This is a genomic window from Streptomyces tremellae (assembly GCF_039540215.1).
GTDB lineage: Bacteria > Actinomycetota > Actinomycetes > Streptomycetales > Streptomycetaceae > Streptomyces > Streptomyces tremellae.
Map to the genome: position 1 here is coordinate 107,763 of NZ_BAABEP010000005.1, position 19,214 is coordinate 126,976.

Consider the following 19,214-nt stretch of genomic DNA (forward strand, 5'->3'; position numbering starts at 1 on the left):
AACGGGCCGGGAGCGGCCCCGGCCCAGCCACTCGTGAACAACGTTGCGGGTGCTATGACGGTTCACCAGCGTAGAGGACGGAGGGATCTTCCCCCGGCGCGGGCGCGGGCGCGGGCGCGGGACGGGGCCGCGCGCCCGGGGTCCCCGGGCACGGACCGTGCACCGCCACGGGCCCCCGGCACCCCCGCGTCCGCAAGGGGTGCGGATCCGCCGATAGAGTGGGGGAGTTGACGCGAGAGAGGCGGCGCTGCCGATGTCGGATGCGGATGGCTGGATGAGTCGCGCGGGCCACCGTCCGCCGCTCGACCTGCGCACGGACATCCCCCATCCGGCGCGCATGTACGACGTGTTCCTCGGTGGCAAGACCAACTACCGGCCGGACCGCGACATGGCCGAGAGAGTCGCGGAGAAGATGCCGACCGTGAAGCTCGCGGCCCGCGTCAACCGGGACTTCGTGCTGCGGGCCGTGCGCCGCCTCGCGGCCGAGGCGGGCATCCGCCAGTTCCTCGACATCGGCACGGGCATCCCCACCTCGCCCAACCTCCACGAGGTCGCCCAGAGCGTCGCGCCGGAGTCCCGCATCGTCTACGTGGACAACGACCCGATCGTCCTGGCCCACTCGCGGGCCCTGCACACCAGCGGGCCCGCCGGGCGCACGACGTACGTGCAGGCGGACTTCACCGACCCGGACAGCATCCTGACGGCCCCCCAGCTGCGGGAGGTCCTCGACCTCGGGCAGCCCGTCGCCCTGTCCATGGGGCTGCTGCTGCACTGGATCGCGCCCGAGGCGCGGCCGCACGCCCTGGTGCGGCGCCTTGTCGACGCCCTGCCCGCCGGGAGTTACCTCCTGATCAGTGTTTTCGCCAAGGAGCTCGCGGGGGGATCTGCCAGTCTTGAGGAGGACTTCGGCGCACAGGGCATCGACCTGCACCCGGCCACCAGGGACGACGCCCTGCGCTTCTTCGACGGCACGGAGCTGATCGAGCCCGGCCTGGTCGCGCCGCACCGGTGGCGCCCCGACGCGCGGACACTCGACGTCGGCACGCCCGACGCGGCCCCCGACGACACCGCCGCCCCGATCTGGGCAGGCGTCGGTGTGAAGCCCCCTTCCGGTGGCGCGGGTTGAGCCGCACGCGCCGGACGGCCGTGGTCAGGTGGACAGCAGCGCGCCGACCCTGTCGCGCACACCGTCCCTGCCGTCCGCACGGCCCGCCACCAGGCGGTCCCGGTCGGCCGGGTCCCGGGTGAAGAGGTGCAGCCGCCCGCCGCGGCGCGCCAGGACCAGGTCGGTGCTCGATCCCGCCACTTCGGCCGAGCCCCGTGCGGTGTAGTGGGTGACGGTGACGAGCGCGGACCGTTCGGCGCCGGTCAGGACGGCGTCGGCGTCCGCGCCGGGAGCGGGATCGGCCGCCGGGCCGCGCGGCAGCCAGTCGACGAGCATGTCGAGGGCCTCGTCGAAGGCGTACAGGCCGATCTGGTGGACGCCCAGCGCGTCGATGCGAAGCAGCAGGCAGATGTGCTCGGGCTGGGGCAGCAGCAGGATCCGCCAGGGCTCGCCCGGCTCCGTACCGGTCGTACGGGCGTCGAGCACGCTCCGCGCCCGCTGCTGGAAGGCGACCGCGATGCCCAGGTCGCCGCGCACCTGGACCTGGTCGGGCGCCGAGCCCGCCACCAGCATCTGGCGCGCGGCAAGCGAGCGCACGGCCTCGGCGAGCACCTCGTCCGAGGGGCGTGTCTCCAAAAAGTCCACGACCGCGTCCACCGCCGTCAACTCCGCGATCGTGTAGGCGCCGAGCAGCACGGGCCCGGTGTCCACCAGGTTCACCACGGCGGACACCAGCCCCTCGGGCACCCTGGCCTCGCCGGAGCCGGAGCCGGAGCCGGGCCCGTCCTGCGCGGGCGGGGGAGCGCCCGCCCGGTCACCGCTCATGGGGCACCTCCCCGCTCCGGCCCGGACGCGCGTTCGCGCCCTGTGCCGCGCTGAGGCGGAACACCTCGGCGGCGCCGCGCGAGGGCGTCTCCGTGACCCACACCTCTGAGTTGCCGAACAGGCCGCGCCCCGACCTGCCGGACAGCGTGCCGCCCAGCTCGGCCGAGAGGTCCGCGCGGTCCGGCGGCGGGAAGCGCGCCGCCAGGTCGCGGGAGACCGCCGTCCTGTCGTCGTCCTCCTCGATCCCGCGCAGCGCCCGGGTCAGCTCCCGCGCGACCGGCGGCGTGAGCGACGTGGGCAGGGCGAGGTCGGGCGAGAGGTACATCGGGCGGCGCTCCGTCATCCGCGAAAGGCCCCAGGGGCCGACGTTGCTGCGCGTGACCCGGTAGACCACGTAGTCCACGAGGTGCCGCAGGTCGCCGGGGCGTGGCAGCCGGTTCTCGCCGAAGGCGGCCGGGGTCTTCTCCAGTTGCACCCAGGTGCCCCGCGCCGTGCGTCCGTGCAGCTTCTCCCGCACGACCTGGCCGCGCATCCCGATGTCCGGGTAGCGCTTCTTGTCGATGTCGAGGTGGTGGCTGGAGAGCCGCGGATGGCTGACGCCGTCGAACCGCCAGGCCGTGTAGAGCCCGGGGTCGTCCACCAGCACGTGCCCGCCGCACAGCACGTCGTGCAGCTGCGGCACCTGGAGGCCCAGGCGTTCCAGGTCGGAGAGGATGGTCGCCTCCTCGGCGCTCAGGCGGGCCGCCGCGGTCAGCAGCCCCTTGCGATACTCCCCGGCCCGCGCGGTGATCTCGATCATGAGCCGGACCCGGCGCCGCACCTCCTCGGCCCGCCGGCCGCCCACGGCCCCCGGCGCCGTGTCGCCGGACGTCCTCCCGGCGCGCGGCGCGAACGGCACGGGGTGCTTGCGCTCCACCCGGCCAGTACAGCACGGGCCGCGCGCGTGCGCCCCCGCAGCCGCCGGCCGCGGGCGGTCCGCGCGGCGACCGGCCGCCCCTTGGCGCGGCCGGTCGAACGGTGCCAGGGTGGAAGTGGGCCGGACGGCCCCGCGGGGCGCGTCCGGCCGACCACGAAACCGACCAGACCGCCCGCCGCGCCCCCACCGCCCGCCGGTGGTGCCGCGGGCCGTCGGGTGGTCGGAGAGCGGCACACCGTGAAAGCACTCGTCTACCGCGGCCCCGGGGACATCGGCGTCCAGGAGGTGCCCGACGCGCGGATCGAGGACCCCAACGACATCGTCGTCCGCGTCACCAGCACCAATATCTGCGGCTCCGACCTGCACATGTACGAGGGCCGCACCTCCTTCGAGGAGGGGCGCGTCCTCGGCCACGAGAACCTCGGCGAGGTCGTCGAGACCGGCCCCGGCGTGAGCAAGGTCAAGGTGGGCGACTACGTCGTCCTGCCGTTCAACATCGGCTGCGGCTTCTGCAAGCAGTGCGAGCGCGGCCTGACCAACTACTGCCTCACCATGCAGCCCGAGCCCGCGCTCGCCGGCGCCGCGTACGGCTTCGCCGACATGGGCCCGTACGAGGGCGGGCAGGCCGAGTTCCTGCGCGTGCCGCACGGCGACTTCAACGCGCTGCTCCTCGGCGAGGACGCAGAGGAGCGCCAGGACGACTACGTGATGCTGGCGGACATCTTCCCCACCGGCTACCACGCCACCGAGATGGCGGGCGTCGGTCCTGGCGACCAGACGCTCGTCTACGGCGCGGGACCGGTCGGCCTGATGGCCGCGTACTCCGCGATCCTCAAGGGCGCGGGGCGCGTCTGGGTCGCCGACCACCAGAGCGACCGCCTCGCGCTCGCCGAACGGATCGGCGCGATCCCGATCGACACCAGGGAGAGCGACCCGGCGGAGGTCGTCAAGGAGGCGACGCTCGGCCTCGGCGCCGACAACGGCTGCGAATGCGTCGGCTACCAGGCGCACGACCCGCAGGGCAACGAGAACGCGGCCCTGACACTGGACGGCCTCGTCGACGCCGTGCGGTTCACCGGCAGGCTCGGCGTGGTCGGCATCTTCCTGCCGCAGGACCCGGGTGGCAGCCGGGCCCAGGGCGACCTGGAGGCCGAGGGCAGGATCCCCTTCGACTACGGGCTGATGTGGTTCAAGGGCCAGTCGATGGGGACGGGGCAGGCGCCCGTCAAACGGTACAACCGGGCGCTGCGCGACCTGATCGCGGCGGGCAGGGCCGAACCGGGGTTCCTGGTCTCCCACGACCTGCCGCTGGAACAGGGACCCGAGGCCTACCGGCACTTCGACGCCCGCGACGAGGGCTGGACCAAGGTCGTCCTCCACCCCGACGGGCAGCTCGCCGGCGCGGCGGCCTGACGGCGGAGCGCGCGGCGCGGCGGGCGGTGGCGGGACCCGGGGGGAGCCGGCGCCGCCCGCCGCTGTACGGCCCCGCGGCCCGGCTCACAGCTCCCGCAGCGCGGGCAGCAGTTCCTTCTCCGCCCAGCCGAGGAACGGCTCCTGGTGGTCGCCGCCGATCTGGACCAGGGCGACCTCGGTGAAGCCGGCGTCCGCGTAGGCCCGTACGGCGTCCACGAACGTGTCCACGTCGCTGCCGCAGGGAATCGCCTCGGCGATGTCGTCCCGGGTGACGTACCGCGTCGCGCCGTCGAAGGCCGCGGGCGTCGGCAGCTGCGCGTTGACGGGCCAGGGCCCGACGGACCAGCGGAACTGCGCGTGCGCCCGCGCCACGGCGGCGTCGCGGTCCGTGTCGTAGCAGATGGGCACCTGGCCCACTTTGGGCTTCCCCGCGCCGCCGTGCCGGTCGAAGGCGTCGAGCAGGGCGCGCTCCGGCTCGGTGGCGATCACCAGGTCGCCGAGTTCGCCCGCGATGCGGCAGGAGCTCTCGCCCGAGACGGCGATCCCGATCGGGGGAGCGGCCTGCGGCAGGTCCCAGAGCTTCGCGCTGTCGACGGTGAAGTGCGTGCCCCGGTACGAGACGTAGCCGCCTGCGAACAGCCGCCGGATGATCTCCACGGCCTCGGCCAGCTTCTCCTGGCGCTCCCGGACGCCCGGCCAGCCGCGGCCGACGACATGCTCGTTGAGGTTCTCGCCCGAGCCGAGGCCGAGGCGGAAGCGGCCCTCGGACAGCAGCTGCACCGTGGCGGCCTTCTGGGCGACCACGGCCGGGTGGTAGCGCGTCGTCGGGCAGGTCACGTAGGTCATGAGCGGGATGCGCGAGGTGGCCTGCGCGGCGGCGCCCAGGACGCTCCACGCGTACGGCGAGTGGCCCTGCTCCGTGAGCCAGGGGAAGAAGTGGTCGGAGGTGACCGAGAAGTCGAACCCGGCCCGCTCGGCGCCCACCACGTGCTCGACGAGTTCGCGGGGACCGGCCTGCTCCGTCATCATCGTGTATCCGATTCGCACCATGATCCGCGAGTAGCCCGCGGTCGCGATGTGAAACGGCCCCGTCCGGGCGGGGCCCGACCCCGGCCGGGGGTCAGCGCCCGAGCGCCCGCCGCAGCTGGTCCTTGTTCATGGACGAGCGGCCCTCCACGTTCTTCTTCTTCGCCTCGGCGTAGAGCTGGTCCTTCGTGGGGCTCTGCGGGCCCTTGTGGGACCGCTCGCCGCCGCGCTGCGACGCGGACTTGGGGTCGCGCGTGGACACCTTGCCCGCGGACCCGGCCTCGCCACTGCGCGCGCGCTCCTTGTTCACGGTGCGCGCGGCGATCTCCTTCGCGCGCCCCGGGGAGGCGCCGCGCTCCCGCGAGCTCTCCTTGATGTGCTCGTACTGCCGCTCGCGCTTGCGGTTCGATCCTGCGGGCATGGGGCCCCTCCTCACCAGTCGGACTCGGCGCGCTCCCGCACCGAGTGCCCGGCGGGCCACCGCTCATGCATCCCGGGCGTCCCGCGCCACCCGTACGGCCGCGGGCCGCGACCGTACGGAGGGGGCGCGGCGGTGTCAGCGCGCGGAGGCCGGGGCGGCATCCCGCGCGGGCGGGTCCACGAGGCCGAGCCGCAGGTGCTCGACATGGTGGACGGCCTGGTCGAGGAGGGCGGCGACATGGCTGTCGTGCAGGGCGTACACGACGGAGCGTCCTGTACGGGTGCCGGTGACAAGGCCGAGGTTGCGCAGCAGGCGCAGCTGGTGGGAGCAGGCGCTCTGCTCCATGCCGACCGCGGCCGCGAGCTCCGTCGCGGCACAGGGTCCCTCACGCAGGCGGGCGAGGATCAGCAGCCGCGACGGCGTGGACAGGGCCTGCAGGGCGGTCGCGACCTGCTGTGCGTTCTGCGGCGTCAGCCGGGTGCGCGGCGCGTCGCCGGCGTGACCGCCGTCCTGGGGAGGTGCTCCATGGCCCATGGGCCCATCCTACGGACCAAAACGAATGAATGGATGTTCAAGTATTCCTGTTAGGGTGGGCGCCGTCGGTCTCCGCTCCCGCGCGAAGGGCACGTACCGCCATGACGCCCAGCCAGGCCCCGCCCCTTGCGTCCGCTCCCGCCGGCCGCCTCGCGGCGCCGCCCCGCCGCTCCCGCGCGCTGGCCCTGCCCGAGGCGCGGTGGGCGCTGGCCGCCCTGCTGCTGTTCCTGGCCGCGCTTCCGCTCGACCTCGCCGGAGCCCCCGCATGGGCCTGGGGGCCGCTGCTCGCGGCCGTCTACGCCACCGGGGGGTGGGAGCCGGGTCTCGCGGGACTGCGCGACCTGCGGGAGCGCACGCTCGACGTCGACCTCCTGATGGTCGTCGCCGCGCTCGGCGCCGCCGCCATCGGGCAGGTGCTCGACGGCGCCCTGCTGATCGTCATCTTCGCCACGTCGGGCGCGCTTGAGGCGCTGGCCACGGCTCGTACCAGGGACGCCGTGCGCGGCCTGCTCGACCTCGCGCCCGCCACCGCGACCCGGCTCGTGGAGACGCCTTCCGGCGGCGTGCGGGAGGAGCGGGTGCCCACGGGCCGACTCGCGGTGGGCGACACCGTCCTGGTGCGCCCCGGTGAACGGATCGGCGCGGACGGCACCGTCGCGGACGGGGCCGGCGAGGTCGACCAGGCCACCATCACGGGCGAGCCGCTCCCGGTGGCCAAGCGGCCGGGTGACGAGGTGTTCGCCGGGACGCTCAACGGCACCGGCGCCCTGCGCGTCACGGTCGTCAGGGACCCCGCGGACTCGGTGATCGCCCGGATCGTCGCCATGGTGGAGGAGGCGTCCGCGACCAAGGCGCCCGCCCAGCTGTTCGTCGAGAAGGTCGAACAGCGCTACTCGCTGGGCATGGTGGCCGCCACCCTCGCGGTCTTCCTCGTCCCGCTCGCGTTCGGCTCCCCGGTCACGACCGCACTGCTGCGCGCGATGACCTTCATGATCGTCGCGTCGCCGTGCGCGGTGATGCTCGCCACCATGCCGCCGCTGCTCGCCTCCATCGCCACCGCCGGGCGCCACGGCGTGCTGGTCAAGTCGGCGCTGGTGATGGAGCGCCTGGGCCAGGTCGACCGGGCGGCGCTGGACAAGACCGGCACGCTGACGGAGGGCACTCCGCGCGTCACGGACGTCCGCCCGGTCCCCGGCGGCGGGCTCGGCGCCGGGGAGGTGCTCGCACTGGCCGCGGCCGCCGAGCACCCCAGCGAGCACCCCCTCGGCCGGGCCGTCGTCGCGGCCGCCGAGGAGCGCGGCCTCCGCCTGTCCCCGGCGGCGGGCTTCGCCTCGGAGCCCGGCGTCGGCGTCAGGGCACGCGTCGGTGGGCGCACCGTCGAGGTCGGCGCGCCGGGCCGCCTCGCCGCGGCGGCTGATCCGGGCTCCGCCGCGGCAGCACTGGTGGCGGAGGTCGAGGCAGGCGGGCGCACCGCCGTGCTCGTCAGGTACGAGGGCAGGACCGTCGGCGTGCTGGGCGTCGCCGACCGGCTGCGCCGGGACGCCGCCCGCACCGTCGCGGCACTCGGCGCCCTCACCGGGGCCGGTGTGACGCTGCTGACCGGGGACAACGAGCGCGCCGCAGCCCGGCTCGCGGCCGAGGCCGGCATCACCGACGTACGCGCGGGGCTGCTGCCCCAGCAGAAGGCGGCGGCCGTCGGGGAGCAGGCCGCGCGCGGCGCGCGGGTGCTGGTCGTGGGCGACGGGGTCAACGACGCGCCCGCGCTCGCCACCGCCCATGTCGGCGTCGCGATGGGGCGCGCCGGGTCCGACCTCGCCCTGGAGACGGCCGACGCCGTCGTCGTGCGCGACGAACTGGCCACCGTACCCGCGGTGGTGGCGCTGTCCCGCCGCGCGCGGCGGCTCGTCGTGCAGAACCTCGTGATCGGCGGTGTGTTCATCGCGGGCCTCGTGGTGTGGGACCTCGCGGGCCGCCTGCCGCTGCCGCTCGGTGTCCTCGGCCACGAGGGCTCCACCGTGGTCGTCGGGCTCAACGGCCTGCGCCTGCTGCGGGACGCGGCATGGCACCGCGCCCGCCCCGCCGCGCCCCTGCCCGCCGCGCGGCAGGACGGCGCGGGCGGGCACGAGCGGCACGCGGGCCGCGCCGGGTCGCCGGTGTGACACCGCTCGGCGGGCCGGATGGCCTTGGGGGAATCTTGGGCCGCCACCGGGTGTGGGCCGCCCGCGCCGGGCAACGCGGCCCGTGTGACACGTATCGGCTCTGTGGTTCTCCTGTGGTGTGCGTCGGCGACCGCCGCGGTGCTCGCGGCGGCGGCCTCCCCGTGGTGGTCGTTCGGCGCCGCGCCGCTCCTGCTCGTCGCCGCGCTCGGCCTGTGGGACCTGCTCCAGCGCAGGCACACCGTGCTGCGCAACTACCCGGTGCTCGGCCACGCCAGGTACCTGCTGGAGAGCATCCGCCCCGAGATGCAGCAGTACTTCGTGGAGCGCAGCTACGACGGCCGCCCCTTCGACCGCGACACCCGCAGCATCGTCTACGAGCGGGCCAAGGGCACCGCGGCCGAGGAGCCGTTCGGCACGGAGCGCGACGTCTACGCGACCGGGTACGAGTTCCTCGTCCCCTCCATGGCGCCCCGCCCGGTGCCCGAGACGCCGCCGCGGGTGCGCGTCGGCGGGCCCGACTGCACCCGCCCCTACGGCATGGCGCTGCTCAACGTGTCCGCGATGAGCTTCGGCTCGCTCTCGGCCAACGCGGTCCTCGCGCTCAATGGCGGTGCGGCGGCGGGGGGTTTCGCGCAGGACACCGGTGAAGGCGGTCTGTCCGAGTACCACCTGCGGCCGGGCGGCGACCTCGTCTGGGAGATCGGCACGGGATACTTCGGCTGCCGCACCCGCGACGGCGGTTTCGACCCGGGGGAGTTCGCCGGGAAGGCGGCCCACGACAGTGTGAAGTGCGTGTCCCTGAAGCTGTCGCAGGGCGCCAAGCCCGGCATCGGCGGTGTGCTGCCGGGCTCCAAGGTCAACGCCGAGATCGCCCGCGTACGGGACGTGCCCGAGGGGCGTACGGTCGTCTCGCCGCCGTACCACCGCGTCTTCTCCACGCCCCGCGAGCTGGTGCGCTTCCTCGCCAGGATGCGGGAGCTCTCCGGGGGCAAGCCCACCGGCTTCAAGATCTGCCCCGGTTCGCGGCGGCAGTTCCTCGCCGTGTGCAAGGCGATGCTCGACGAGGGCACCGCGCCCGACTTCATCGTGGTGGACGGCGGCGAGGGCGGGACGGGCGCTGCGCCCCTCGAGTTCGCCGACCACCTCGGCACGCCCCTGACGGAGGGCCTGCTCACCGTGCACAACGCGCTCGTCGGCACGGGGCTGAGGGACCGCGTCAGGATCGGCGCGAGCGGCAAGATCGCCACCGGCGCCGACCTGGTCAAGCGGCTGGTGCAGGGCGCCGACTACGGCAACGCGGCCCGCGCCATGATGTTCGCGGTGGGGTGCATCCAGGCGCAGCGCTGCCACACCAACACCTGCCCCACCGGCGTCACCACCCAGGACCCCCGCAGGGCGCGGGCCCTGCACGTCGGGGACAAGACGGAGCGCGTCCGCAGGCTCCAGGAGGCCACCGTCGCGGGCGCCCTCCAGATCATGGCGTCCATGGGGGTCACCGACCCGGCGCAGCTGCGGCCGCACATGCTGCGCCGTAGGACCGACCCGTACACGGTGCGCTCCTACGACGAGCTGTACGAGTGGCTCGAACCCGGCAGGCTGCTCGACGAGCCGCCCGCGGACTGGGCCGCCGACTGGAAGGCCGCGGACCCTGACCGCTTCACGGTGTGAGGCGCGCGGCCGACGCGGCGGCGGTCACGGCCCTCCCGGAGCCCCGCGTCCCCGGAGCCCGCGGTCCGCGGCCGTTGGAGCCCGCGGGCTCCGGGGACGCGTCAGACGCGCGGCCCCGCGAGCGCCTCGGGCACCGCGTCGGCGGTACGGCGCGAGCCCGCGAGGACCTCGGCAGCCGCCACCCCGGACGCGGCCGTGGCGCCGTGCGTGAAGATGTGCAGCGCTCCGGGGGCCGTTGCCGCGCCGGGCAGGCCCATCTCCACCACGATCGCGTCGGGCCGCGCCGCGGTGAGGTCCGCGAGCGCGCTGCCCATCCAGGCGTGCCGGGCGGCGTCGCGGACGACCACCACAAGGGGGCGGCCGGCCGCGGGCGCGAGCCCGTACTCGCGCAGGGCGGCAGGGCCTTCCGCCAGCTCCTGCGGGTGCAGGCGTACGAACGTCGTACCGGGGACGCGCTCGCGCAGCGGCACGGCGACGCCCCACGGCGTCTCCTTGCCGATGGCCAGGTTGGTCGACGGCACCAGCTCCACGACATGGGGGGCGGCCGCGAGCGGCAGGGCGTCCGCTGCGGGCCCGCTCAGCCGGACGGCGCGCCGTGCCGCGACATAGCCGATGTCCCGGCTGACCGGGTCGACGGGGACCGAGCCGCCGAGCCCGGTCGACCAGTCGGCGAACTCCCGCACCCGCTCGCTCGCCTCCGCGAGCCGGTCGAGCGGCAGTTCACCCGAGGCGACGGCGTCGACCACCGACGCGGTGAGGAGCCGCGTGGTCGACTCCTCGGCGCTCTCGCCGCCGACACAGATCGCGTCGGCGCCCGCGGCGAGCGCCCGCACGGTGGCGCCGCCGATGCCGTAGAGGTCGGTGACCGCGCCCATCTCGATGGCGTCGGTGACGATCAGGCCGTCGAACCCCAGCTCCTTGCGGAGCAGTTCGACCAGGATGCGGCGGCTGAGGGTGGCGGGCGACTCGGGGTCGTAGGCGGGCACGAGGAGGTGGCCGCTCATCACGGCGCGCACGCCCGCGGCGAGAGCGGCGCGGAACGGCGGCAGGGCCTGCTCGGCGATCTCGTCGGCGCCCGCGTCGTAACTCGGCAGTCCGTGGTGGGAGTCGACCGCCACGTCGCCGTGGCCGGGGAAGTGCTTGGCGCAGGCGGCCACGCCCGCCGACTGGAGCCCCCGGACCCAGGCGGCCGTGTGCCGGGAGACCACGTCGGGCGCGGTGCCGAAGGACCGCACGCCGATGATGGGGTTGTCCGGGTTGGAGTTCACGTCGACGCTCGGCGCGTAGTCGAGGCTGACGCCGGCCGCGTGCAGCTGCCTGCCGAGGTCCCGCGCGACGGACTCAGTGAGTTCGACGTCGTCCACCGCGCCGAGGGCGAAGTTGCCTGGCCGGGTGGAGCCGGTCGCCGACTCCAGGCGCGTGACGTCGCCCGCCTCCTCGTCGATCGCGATGACGAGGGCGGGGTTCTCCTGCCGCAGCTGCGCGGTCAGGCGCGCGACCTGCTGGGGCGAGACGATGTTGCGGGTGAACAGCACGACCGATGACAGCCCGTCACGGATCGCGCGCAGGACCCAGTCCGGCGCCTCGGTACCCACGAAACCCGGCTGGAGAACGGAGAGCGCGAGCCTGCGCACGTCCTTGGTGTGCATGCTGGAGGTCATCGACCGGGCCTTCCGGGGGAGCGGGGACATACCGAGCGAGCGGGTGTGATTGGTACAGGCCAATTGGATATTGGCCTGTACCAATCGAGGTGTCAAGGGGGCTGTGAGCCGGTCGGCGCGGCGCGGCTCCCTCCCCGCCGTCGTCTTCGCGTGGACCCCTCGGCCGTCTTCGCGTGGACCCCTCGGTACCTCCCTGTGGGGCCGCTGCGGAACTCCCCGCGCGGTCCCCCGGGGGGTGGCGTCCGGTCACCGGGCGGGGCCGGGTGCCGCTATTGACAGGGGTGTTGGTCTAGTCCATTTTGGTGGGACGTCGGTGACGCGTGCGGCGCGGGACCCGGACCGGCCTCGCTGGTCCGTCCGTTCGCCGCGCACCACTACTGGGACGCGCAGAACGTCCATGGCCCGTACGGTGACGGGCGGTAAGCGCAAGGGCAAGTGCAAGGGGCGAGAAGCTGGTGCTGTATTCGCTGAGAACCACACCGTCGGCGGCCGGTCCCGCGGCCCGGCCGTGCGTGCCCCCCGACCCCCGATCCGGCGCAGACGCCTGAAAACCGCCCGACCGGCGCCCCCTTCCCCCCTCCCGCGGGCGGCCCCGGTCGCGACAACGGCTTCCTGACGGCGCCCCTCGGCGCCCGCGAGACGGCCCGCCCTCCGTGGCCCGTCCACCGGCCCCGCGACACCGCTGTGCGACGCGGCGGCCGTGCATGTCCCCCCACACCGGTCCCTCCGCCGCGCCCGCGCGCCCGGAGCGCACCGACCCGTGACCGTGACAGAAGAACGAGCCTTGGAGCGACCGCATGCCGGCATCCGACCGCCACCTGTACCGAGCTGCGTCCCCCGTCCCCTACTTCAGTGCCGACGCCGACACCTACCTCGCCCAGACGCCCCTGCGCGAGCTGAAGAAGGAACAGAAGCTGCGCGTGCTGTCCGAGGAGGACTTCGCGTTCTGGCAGACCTACGGCTACACCGTGGTCAAGGAGGCCGTGCCGCGTGCCACCGCCGAACAACTCCTCCAGTTCGCCTGGGACTTCCAGGGCCTCGACCCCGAACGCCCCGAGACCTGGTACGAGGAGCGCGAGTACCGCTCCGACCTCGACCGCGAACTGCACATCTACGGCTTCGTCGAGGCCTACCAGCATCAGCTCATCTGGGACAACCGGCAGGCCCAGCGCGTGTACGACGCGTTCGTCGACGTCTGGGACTGCGAGGAGCTGTGGGTCACGCTCGACCGGCTCAACCTCAACCCGCCCAACGTGAGGACCCGCGACCGCGCCCTCATCCCGCACACCGAGCGCGGCTTCGACATCAGGCTGCACTGGGACATCGACTCCACGCTCGGCGTGGTGCCGCAGCGTGTGCAGGGCATCGTCGCGCTCAGCGACACCAAGCCCGACCAGGGCGGCTTCCAGTGCAACCCCGAGCTGTTCCGCGACTTCGACCGCTGGAAGGTGGAGCAGCCCGCCGACCGCGACCCGATCAGACCCGCCTACGACCCCGTCGAATACCCCGTCGTACGCCCCGACCTCGAAGCGGGCGACCTCCTCATCTGGAACGGCGCCCTCGCGCACGGCGTCGCGCCCAACGTCTCGGCCGACGGCGTCCGTGCCGTGCAGTACCTCTCGATGATGCCCGCGCTCGAATCCCACGAGCAGCTGCGCCGCTCCCGCGTGCGCTCCTGGCGCCACCTGACCACCCCCGAGTGGAACAAGACACTCCTCGGCGACCCGGTCAGGCACGAGTCGCTGCGCTACGGCCCCGCCGAGCTGACGGACCTCGGCTCCAAGCTGCTCGGCCTCACCTCCTGGAGCGGCCGGCCCTTCGCCGACACCACCGGGGACGCGGCATGCGCAGAGTCTGCCTGACCCTCCCCACCAACCGGGAGTGCGCCGAGACCCTCTCGGCCGTGTACGGGGAAGCGGCCTACGCCGCCGAGCGGTTCGGCACCGAGGTGCACCTGCTCGTCCTCGATTCCGCGCCCGTCGCCGTGCGCGCCCGGCACGCCGCGGCCCTCGAAGTCCTGGGCAGGGCCCCCGGCGTCGTCGTGCACCACCTCGACGAGGACCGCCAGCGGGAGTTCCTGCTGGGGGCCGTGCGCCGCGCGGGACTGCCCAAGCCCGACCTGATGCTCGCGCTCATGCTGCCCGAGGGGCTCTCCTACGGCGCCTGCACCAACCGGGCGTTCCTCCTCGCCGCGGCCCTCGGCTGCGAGAGCGTCCACCGCAGGGACTCCGACAGCCGCTACCAGGAAGCGGACGGCGCACCCGTCTATCCCATCCACCACGAGCTCGCCTCCCTCGGCAGGCCGGCCCGCGAGGCGGCGCGCCACGCCACCGCCAGCGCGCTCGACCCGGCGCTCGCCGACCGTCCCGTGTCGCTGGCCGGCGCCTCCTTCATCGGCGAACTCTCGGTCGACATAGGGGAGATACAGGAGATCGACCCCGGCGTCTACGCCGACATGGTGAGCCTGTGGGCGCCGCGGGGATGGAGCGCCGAGCAGAAGCGCGCGCTCGTGGCGGAGTCGTTCAGGGGCGCGGGCGCCGAGCCGTTCACCGAGGACCGCGCGGTCCTCACCGTGGTCGACCCGATGCGGATCGACATGTGCAACATCAGCTTCCACGGTGTGCACGAGCAACTGCCGCTGCCCCCGGCCACCGACACCATCGGCAGCGACTACTTCCTCATGCACGCCGTGTACGACGCCGGACTGCCCGGCGTCCTGCACAACCGCGACATCGTCAACTTCTACACGCCCGAGCGGCGGACGGGCGCCGGCTTCACCGCCTACCAGCTGAGGTTCGTCAAGTTCCTGCTGTCGATGCTCTACTTCAACCACCTCTACGAGCAGATGGGCCGCGCGGGCGGCGCCCTGCTCGACGGCCGCCACCGGCTGCGGGCGCCCCTCATCGCCTCGATGGTGCGCGAGAGCGCGGCCCTCGACCGGACCCAGAACGCCGAACGGCTCGCCTCGCTCGACGTCTCCTACCGCCGACTGGGCGGCAAATACGCCGAGTTCGCCGACCTCCTGGCCGGCCGCGGGCAGCGTCTGCTGGACGAGGCCCGCCACGACGTCGAGGACTTCGCGCTCCTGGCCGAGGCCTGGGAGCCGCTGGTGGACGCGGCACGCGCCCTCGGCCTCGCGGGTGCGGGCGCCCGGCAGGACCGGGGCGGCCGATGACGTCCGGGAGTGCGACGCTGCGCGCGGCCCTCGCGGCCTCGGCCGAGGACAGGATCGTCTTCGACCTGGCCGGCATCCGCCGCCGCTACGAGACGCTGGTCGGCGAACTCCCGGGCGTCTCAGTCCGGTTCGCCATGAAAGCCTGCCCAGTGGAAGAGGTGCTCGACTGCCTCGCCCGCAGCGGCGCCGGGTTCGACGCGGCCAGCCCCAGGGAGATCGAACAGGCCCTCGCCACCGGGGTGCCGGCCGCCGCCGTGCACTACGGCAACACCATCAAGTCCGACCGCAACATCGCCGACGCCCACCGGCTCGGCATCCGGGACTTCGCCACCGACAGCCGCCAGGACGTGGCCGCTGTCGCCGCCCACGCCCCCGGCTCCCGGGTGTTCTGCCGCCTCGCCACCGACGGCGAGGGTGCGCTGTGGGGCCTCAGCAACAAGTACGGCTGCTCCCCGGACGACGCCGTGCGCGTCCTCACCGACGCCAGGGACGCGGGGCTCGTCCCCTCGGGGCTCTCCGTGCACGTCGGCTCCCAGCAGATGACCGCCGGGGCCTGGCGGGCGGCCCTCGACCGGATCGGGGACGTACTCGCCGAGCTGCGCCCCCTCGGCATCCGCCCCGACCAGGTCAACCTCGGCGGCGGACTGCCCGCCGCCGGCTACCTGGACGTGCGCGGCAGACCCCTCGAACCGCCCACGGACAAGATCTTCGCGGTCATCAGGGAGGGCATGCAGCGGCTGCGGGACGAGGCGGACGGCGCCCTGTCGTTCCTGGTGGAGCCCGGTCGCTACCTCGTCGCCGACCAGGGCGCCATCCGGGCCCACGCGGCCCGGCTGACGGCACGTCAGGACCTGCGCGGCGAGCGAAGACACTGGCTCTACCTCAGCTGCGGGAAGTTCAACGGCCTGTACGAGATGGACGCGCTCCAGTACCGGCTCGTCTTCCCCACCCACCCCGAAGGGCCGTACGTGCAGGCCGTCGTCGCAGGCCCCACCTGCGACAGCGACGACGCCTACGCGCACGAGCACGGCCTGGTGGCGGTGCCCGAGGCCCTCGCGAGCGGCGACCCGGTGTGGGTGATGTCGAGCGGCGCGTACGCCACCAGCTACATGACCCAGGGCTTCAACGGCTTCGCGCCCCTCCCGTACACCTGCCTGCCCGACCCGGACGCCCCGGCCGCCGCAGGGCCGGAGGAGGTGGCGCGCGGATGAGCGCACCGGGCCCCGGCCCGCGGATACGGCACGTCGCCGACGGCGACTGGGACGCCCTCGTGGCCCTCGAAGCCGCCGCCTACGCGCCCTCAGGGCTCTCCGAGGGGCGCGCACCGCTCGAATCCATGGTGCGTGCCTCGCCGTCCACCTGCTTCGTCCTCCACCAGGGGGCCCGCCTCGCCGCGTACGTCCTCGCCCTGCCCTACCCCGAGTCCGCCTATCCGGCGCTCGCGGCCACCGGCGCCGCGGCGTGCGCGTCGAGCAACCTCCACCTGCACGACCTCGTCGTCGCGTCCGACCTGCGCGGACGCGGCCTCGGGAGGCACCTGTTCGGCCACCTCGCGGCCACCGCGCGGGCCCAGGGCTACCGGCGGATCTCGCTGGTCGCGGTCGGCGGCTCCGACACCTTCTGGGCGGCCCGCGGTTTCGCCCCGCACCCCGGGACCGCGCTCGCCGCCGACTACGGGCCGGGCGCGCTCTACATGAGCCGCCCGGTCGCCGCAGGGCACGGCAACGCGCGCACCCGCGAACCCGCGCAGGGGAGGCGGCCGGTGCCCCGGGCCGCGTCCGCCCACGTGCCGGGCACTCCGCTCCACCACGAGAAGGGCTGATACGCGTGCTCCGCGTCACCGATCCGTTCCGAAGGGCACAGCTCGCCACCGCCGCGCTGTTCAGCTCCCTCGGCTTCCAGTACGCCACCTGGGCCTCACGGGTCCCGGCGATCAAGGCGCACCTCGGTCTCAGCACGGCCGAGGTCGGGCTGCTGCTGATGGCCACCGGGGTCGGGGCCGCGGCCTCCTTCCCCCTGGTGGCCTGGCTGATGCGGCGCCTCGGCTCGCAGCGGCTCGCGCTGCTGTCCGCGCTCGGCCTCGCGCTGCTGCTGTTCGCGCTCGCCGCCGCGCCCGACTACCCGGTCGCGCTCGTGGTGATGCTCGCCGACGGCGTCCTCGTCGGCGCCCTCAACGTCTCCATGAACGCGCAGGGCGCGGCGCTCGAAGTCCGGTACAAGCGCAACGCGATGGCCAGGCTGCACGCCACGTTCAGCGCGGGCTCGCTGGGTGCCGCGCTGCTCGCCTCCGGCATGAACGCCGTGACGTCCTCCGTCACCGCGCACTTCGCCGTCGCCGCCGCGCTGCTCCTGCTGCTCCTCGCCGTGGCCAGGTCGGGCCTGGTGGACGAGGGGGCGGCAGCGGCCGCTGAGGAGACCGCCGCCGGTACAGGGCAGACCGCCGCGGACGCCGGGCAGGCGGCGGCGCCCGGCAAGGAGGCGAAGAAGCGCGGCCGGTGGACGCTGCCGACCAGGATGACGCTGTGGATGTGCTGCGCGATGGCCTTCGGCACCGTCACCGAGGGCGCCATGAACGACTGGTCGGCGCTCTACCTGAAGGACGTCGCCAAGGCGTCCGCGGAACTCGCGCCCATGGGCATCGCCGTCGTCTCCTGCATGATGGTGCTCGCGCGGATCTTCGCGGACGGCTGGCGCAGCCGCTGGGGCGACGGACCCATCGTGCGCGCCGGCAGCGCGCTCGCCGGCGTGGGCCTCGCACTCGCCCTGCTCAGCGGCGGTGTGGTGCCCGCCCTGATCGGCTTCGCCTGCGTCGGCATCGGCATCGCGGCCGTCACCCCCTGCGTGTACGTGGCCGCCGCGGCGCAGGGCTCCGACGCCCTCACCCTGGTCGCCGCCATGGGGACCACGGGACTGCTCGGCGGCCCGCCGGTGATCGGCTTCATCGCCGACTCCACCAGCCTCGTGTGGGGGCTCGGCGCCGTCGCCGCGTGCGCGCTCGTCGTCACCCTGTGCGGCACACGGATCCGCTGGCCGTGTCCCGCGCGGGACACCGGGGACGGCACCGTCGCCGGCGGCGAAGGGCCGGGCCCGCACCGGCCCGAGCTGGTGACAGGACCCGCGGAGAGCTGACCCGCCGCGCCCCGCCGGCCGTGGCACGGGACGGCCCGCGCCTGCGTGCCGCGGTCCCCCCGCCCCGCCGCTGACGCGCGCGGCGGGCAACCGCCGTGCGAACAAGGGGAGTCGGGAACCTTCGCACCACTTCCACCTGACTGAAAGTTTCTTTCAGCCTCGTGGTGGCCGCCGCTTTCCCCGGTATAGACCAACGGCGTGCGCCGACCCCCCTTCACATCCGCCTCCACCGCGCGCCACTCTTTCGCCATGCGACGCCCGCACCCTGGGCGCGTCGTGAGCGCACCGGAACCTCCCCCCACCTCTGGAGGCACTGATGGACCTCGCCCGCACGTTCCGCCGCAGATCCGCCCGCCGCGCGCTGCCCTGCGCCGCCGCCCTCGCGGGTCTCACGGGGCTGGCCGTCGCGCTGCCCGGGACGGCGGACGCGGCCCCCGCACCGGCGGCCCCCACCGCCCAGGCCGCCCAGAACCCGGAACTCGACTGGATGGGCTCCACCGTCCGGGCCCACGAAGGCGGAGCCGTACGGCCGCCCGCCGCCGCACCGCGGGCCACCCAGACCCCCGGCATGGACGTGAGCCACTACCAGGGCGCCATCAACTGGGCGTCGGCGTACGCGAACGGCGCCCGCTTCGTCTACATGAAGGCGACCGAGGGCACCACCTACCGCGACCCGGACTTCTCCGCCAACTACACCGGTTCGTACAACGCGGGGTTCATCCGCGGCGCCTACCACTTCGCCACGCCCAGCACCTCGACCGGTGCCGCGCAGGCGGACTACTTCGTCGCGCACGGCGGCGGCTGGTCGAAGGACGGCAAGACCCTCCCGCCGATGCTGGACATCGAGTACGGCGCGTCGTCCACCTGCTGGGGCCTCAGCCAGGCGTCCATGGTCAGCTGGATCACGTCGTTCGTGAACGAGGTGCACGCCAAGACCACCCGGTGGCCCACCATCTACACCACCACCGACTGGTGGACCACCTGCACCGGCAACACGGCGGCGTTCTCCGCCAACGACCCGCTGTTCATCGCGCGCTACGCCTCCAGCGTGGGCACACTCCCGGCAGGCTGGCCGTTCTACACGTTCTGGCAGTTCGCCGACTCCGGGACCTTCCCCGGCGACCAGGACCGGTTCAACGGCCCGCTGAGCGGTGTGGTGAACCTCGCGGACAACGTCTGAGA

The 19,214-nt window shown here is 74.2% G+C and carries 16 protein-coding genes; 10 read left to right on the forward strand and 6 right to left on the reverse strand.

Translation table 11 applies throughout. The features are described from left to right. The first annotated feature begins 274 nt into the window (after window positions 1-274). On the forward strand, window positions 275-1,126 hold the full coding sequence (locus tag ABEA77_RS06385) for an SAM-dependent methyltransferase (RefSeq protein WP_345642397.1): 852 nt from the start codon (window positions 275-277) through the stop codon (window positions 1,124-1,126). A gap of 24 nt (window positions 1,127-1,150) precedes the next feature. Here ABEA77_RS06385 and ABEA77_RS06390 read toward each other — a convergent pair whose 3' ends face one another. Then, complete coding sequence (locus tag ABEA77_RS06390; protein ID WP_345642400.1) at window positions 1,151-1,930, reverse strand: hypothetical protein; 780 nt, start codon at window positions 1,928-1,930, stop codon at window positions 1,151-1,153. Then, on the reverse strand, window positions 1,920-2,846 hold the full coding sequence (locus ABEA77_RS06395) for a hypothetical protein (protein ID WP_345642403.1): 927 nt from the start codon (window positions 2,844-2,846) through the stop codon (window positions 1,920-1,922). Before ABEA77_RS06395 ends, ABEA77_RS06390 begins: the two co-directional genes overlap by 11 nt. Before the next feature lie 237 nt (window positions 2,847-3,083). On the opposite strand from ABEA77_RS06395, the gene ABEA77_RS06400 reads away from it, so the two are divergent. Next, a complete protein-coding gene (locus tag ABEA77_RS06400; RefSeq protein WP_345642406.1) occupies window positions 3,084-4,259 on the forward strand; it encodes a glutathione-independent formaldehyde dehydrogenase in 1,176 nt (391 codons plus the stop codon). Between the two features lie 84 nt (window positions 4,260-4,343). Here the strand turns inward: ABEA77_RS06400 and ABEA77_RS06405 are convergent, their stop codons facing one another. The 3 genes from ABEA77_RS06405 to ABEA77_RS06415 all read right to left on the reverse strand — a co-directional run bounded on the left by ABEA77_RS06405 (window position 4,344) and on the right by ABEA77_RS06415 (window position 6,240). Next, window positions 4,344-5,309 carry an LLM class F420-dependent oxidoreductase gene (locus tag ABEA77_RS06405; RefSeq protein WP_345642409.1) on the reverse strand — a complete coding sequence of 322 codons (966 nt, stop codon included), beginning with the start codon at window positions 5,307-5,309 and terminating at the stop codon, window positions 4,344-4,346. A 70-nt stretch (window positions 5,310-5,379) separates the two neighbouring features. Continuing rightward, window positions 5,380-5,706 (reverse strand): plasmid stabilization protein, encoded by a 327-nt coding sequence (locus ABEA77_RS06410; protein ID WP_345642412.1) that lies wholly within the window; start codon window positions 5,704-5,706, stop codon window positions 5,380-5,382. 135 nt (window positions 5,707-5,841) lie between these two features. After that, window positions 5,842-6,240, reverse strand: a complete 399-nt coding sequence (locus tag ABEA77_RS06415; protein ID WP_345642415.1) for an ArsR/SmtB family transcription factor — start codon at window positions 6,238-6,240, stop codon at window positions 5,842-5,844. Between the two features lie 101 nt (window positions 6,241-6,341). On the opposite strand from ABEA77_RS06415, the gene ABEA77_RS06420 reads away from it, so the two are divergent. Together ABEA77_RS06420 and ABEA77_RS06425 are read left to right on the forward strand one after the other, a co-directional pair. Next, window positions 6,342-8,399 (forward strand): heavy metal translocating P-type ATPase, encoded by a 2,058-nt coding sequence (locus ABEA77_RS06420; protein WP_345642418.1) that lies wholly within the window; start codon window positions 6,342-6,344, stop codon window positions 8,397-8,399. Between the two features lie 84 nt (window positions 8,400-8,483). Continuing rightward, entirely contained in the window at window positions 8,484-10,067 is a 1,584-nt protein-coding gene (locus ABEA77_RS06425; protein WP_345642420.1) for an FMN-binding glutamate synthase family protein, read from the forward strand. A 101-nt stretch (window positions 10,068-10,168) separates the two neighbouring features. Here ABEA77_RS06425 and ABEA77_RS06430 read toward each other — a convergent pair whose 3' ends face one another. After that, the gene (locus ABEA77_RS06430; RefSeq protein ID WP_345642423.1) at window positions 10,169-11,728 is read right to left on the reverse strand and encodes a glycoside hydrolase family 3 protein; all 1,560 of its coding nucleotides are present in this window, start codon (window positions 11,726-11,728) and stop codon (window positions 10,169-10,171) included. 797 nt (window positions 11,729-12,525) lie between these two features. Here ABEA77_RS06430 and ABEA77_RS06435 point away from each other — a divergent pair. The 6 genes from ABEA77_RS06435 to ABEA77_RS06460 all read left to right on the forward strand — a co-directional run bounded on the left by ABEA77_RS06435 (window position 12,526) and on the right by ABEA77_RS06460 (window position 19,212). After that, complete coding sequence (locus tag ABEA77_RS06435) at window positions 12,526-13,590, forward strand: phytanoyl-CoA dioxygenase family protein (RefSeq protein ID WP_345642425.1); 1,065 nt, start codon at window positions 12,526-12,528, stop codon at window positions 13,588-13,590. Next, window positions 13,572-14,903 carry a DUF6271 family protein gene (locus ABEA77_RS06440; RefSeq protein WP_345642427.1) on the forward strand — a complete coding sequence of 444 codons (1,332 nt, stop codon included), beginning with the start codon at window positions 13,572-13,574 and terminating at the stop codon, window positions 14,901-14,903. Before ABEA77_RS06435 ends, ABEA77_RS06440 begins: the two co-directional genes overlap by 19 nt. After that, entirely contained in the window at window positions 14,900-16,114 is a 1,215-nt protein-coding gene (locus ABEA77_RS06445) for a type III PLP-dependent enzyme (protein WP_345642430.1), read from the forward strand. The genes ABEA77_RS06440 and ABEA77_RS06445 overlap by 4 nt, the downstream gene beginning before the upstream one ends. Continuing rightward, complete coding sequence (locus tag ABEA77_RS06450) at window positions 16,111-16,725, forward strand: GNAT family N-acetyltransferase (RefSeq protein WP_345642432.1); 615 nt, start codon at window positions 16,111-16,113, stop codon at window positions 16,723-16,725. The genes ABEA77_RS06445 and ABEA77_RS06450 overlap by 4 nt, the downstream gene beginning before the upstream one ends. Window positions 16,726-16,730: 5 nt before the next feature. Next, window positions 16,731-18,032, forward strand: a complete 1,302-nt coding sequence (locus ABEA77_RS06455; protein WP_345642435.1) for an MFS transporter — start codon at window positions 16,731-16,733, stop codon at window positions 18,030-18,032. 316 nt (window positions 18,033-18,348) lie between these two features. Next, window positions 18,349-19,212: a GH25 family lysozyme gene (locus tag ABEA77_RS06460; RefSeq protein WP_345642438.1), complete on the forward strand. Its 864-nt coding sequence runs from the start codon at window positions 18,349-18,351 to the stop codon at window positions 19,210-19,212. Window positions 19,213-19,214 lie beyond the last annotated feature (2 nt).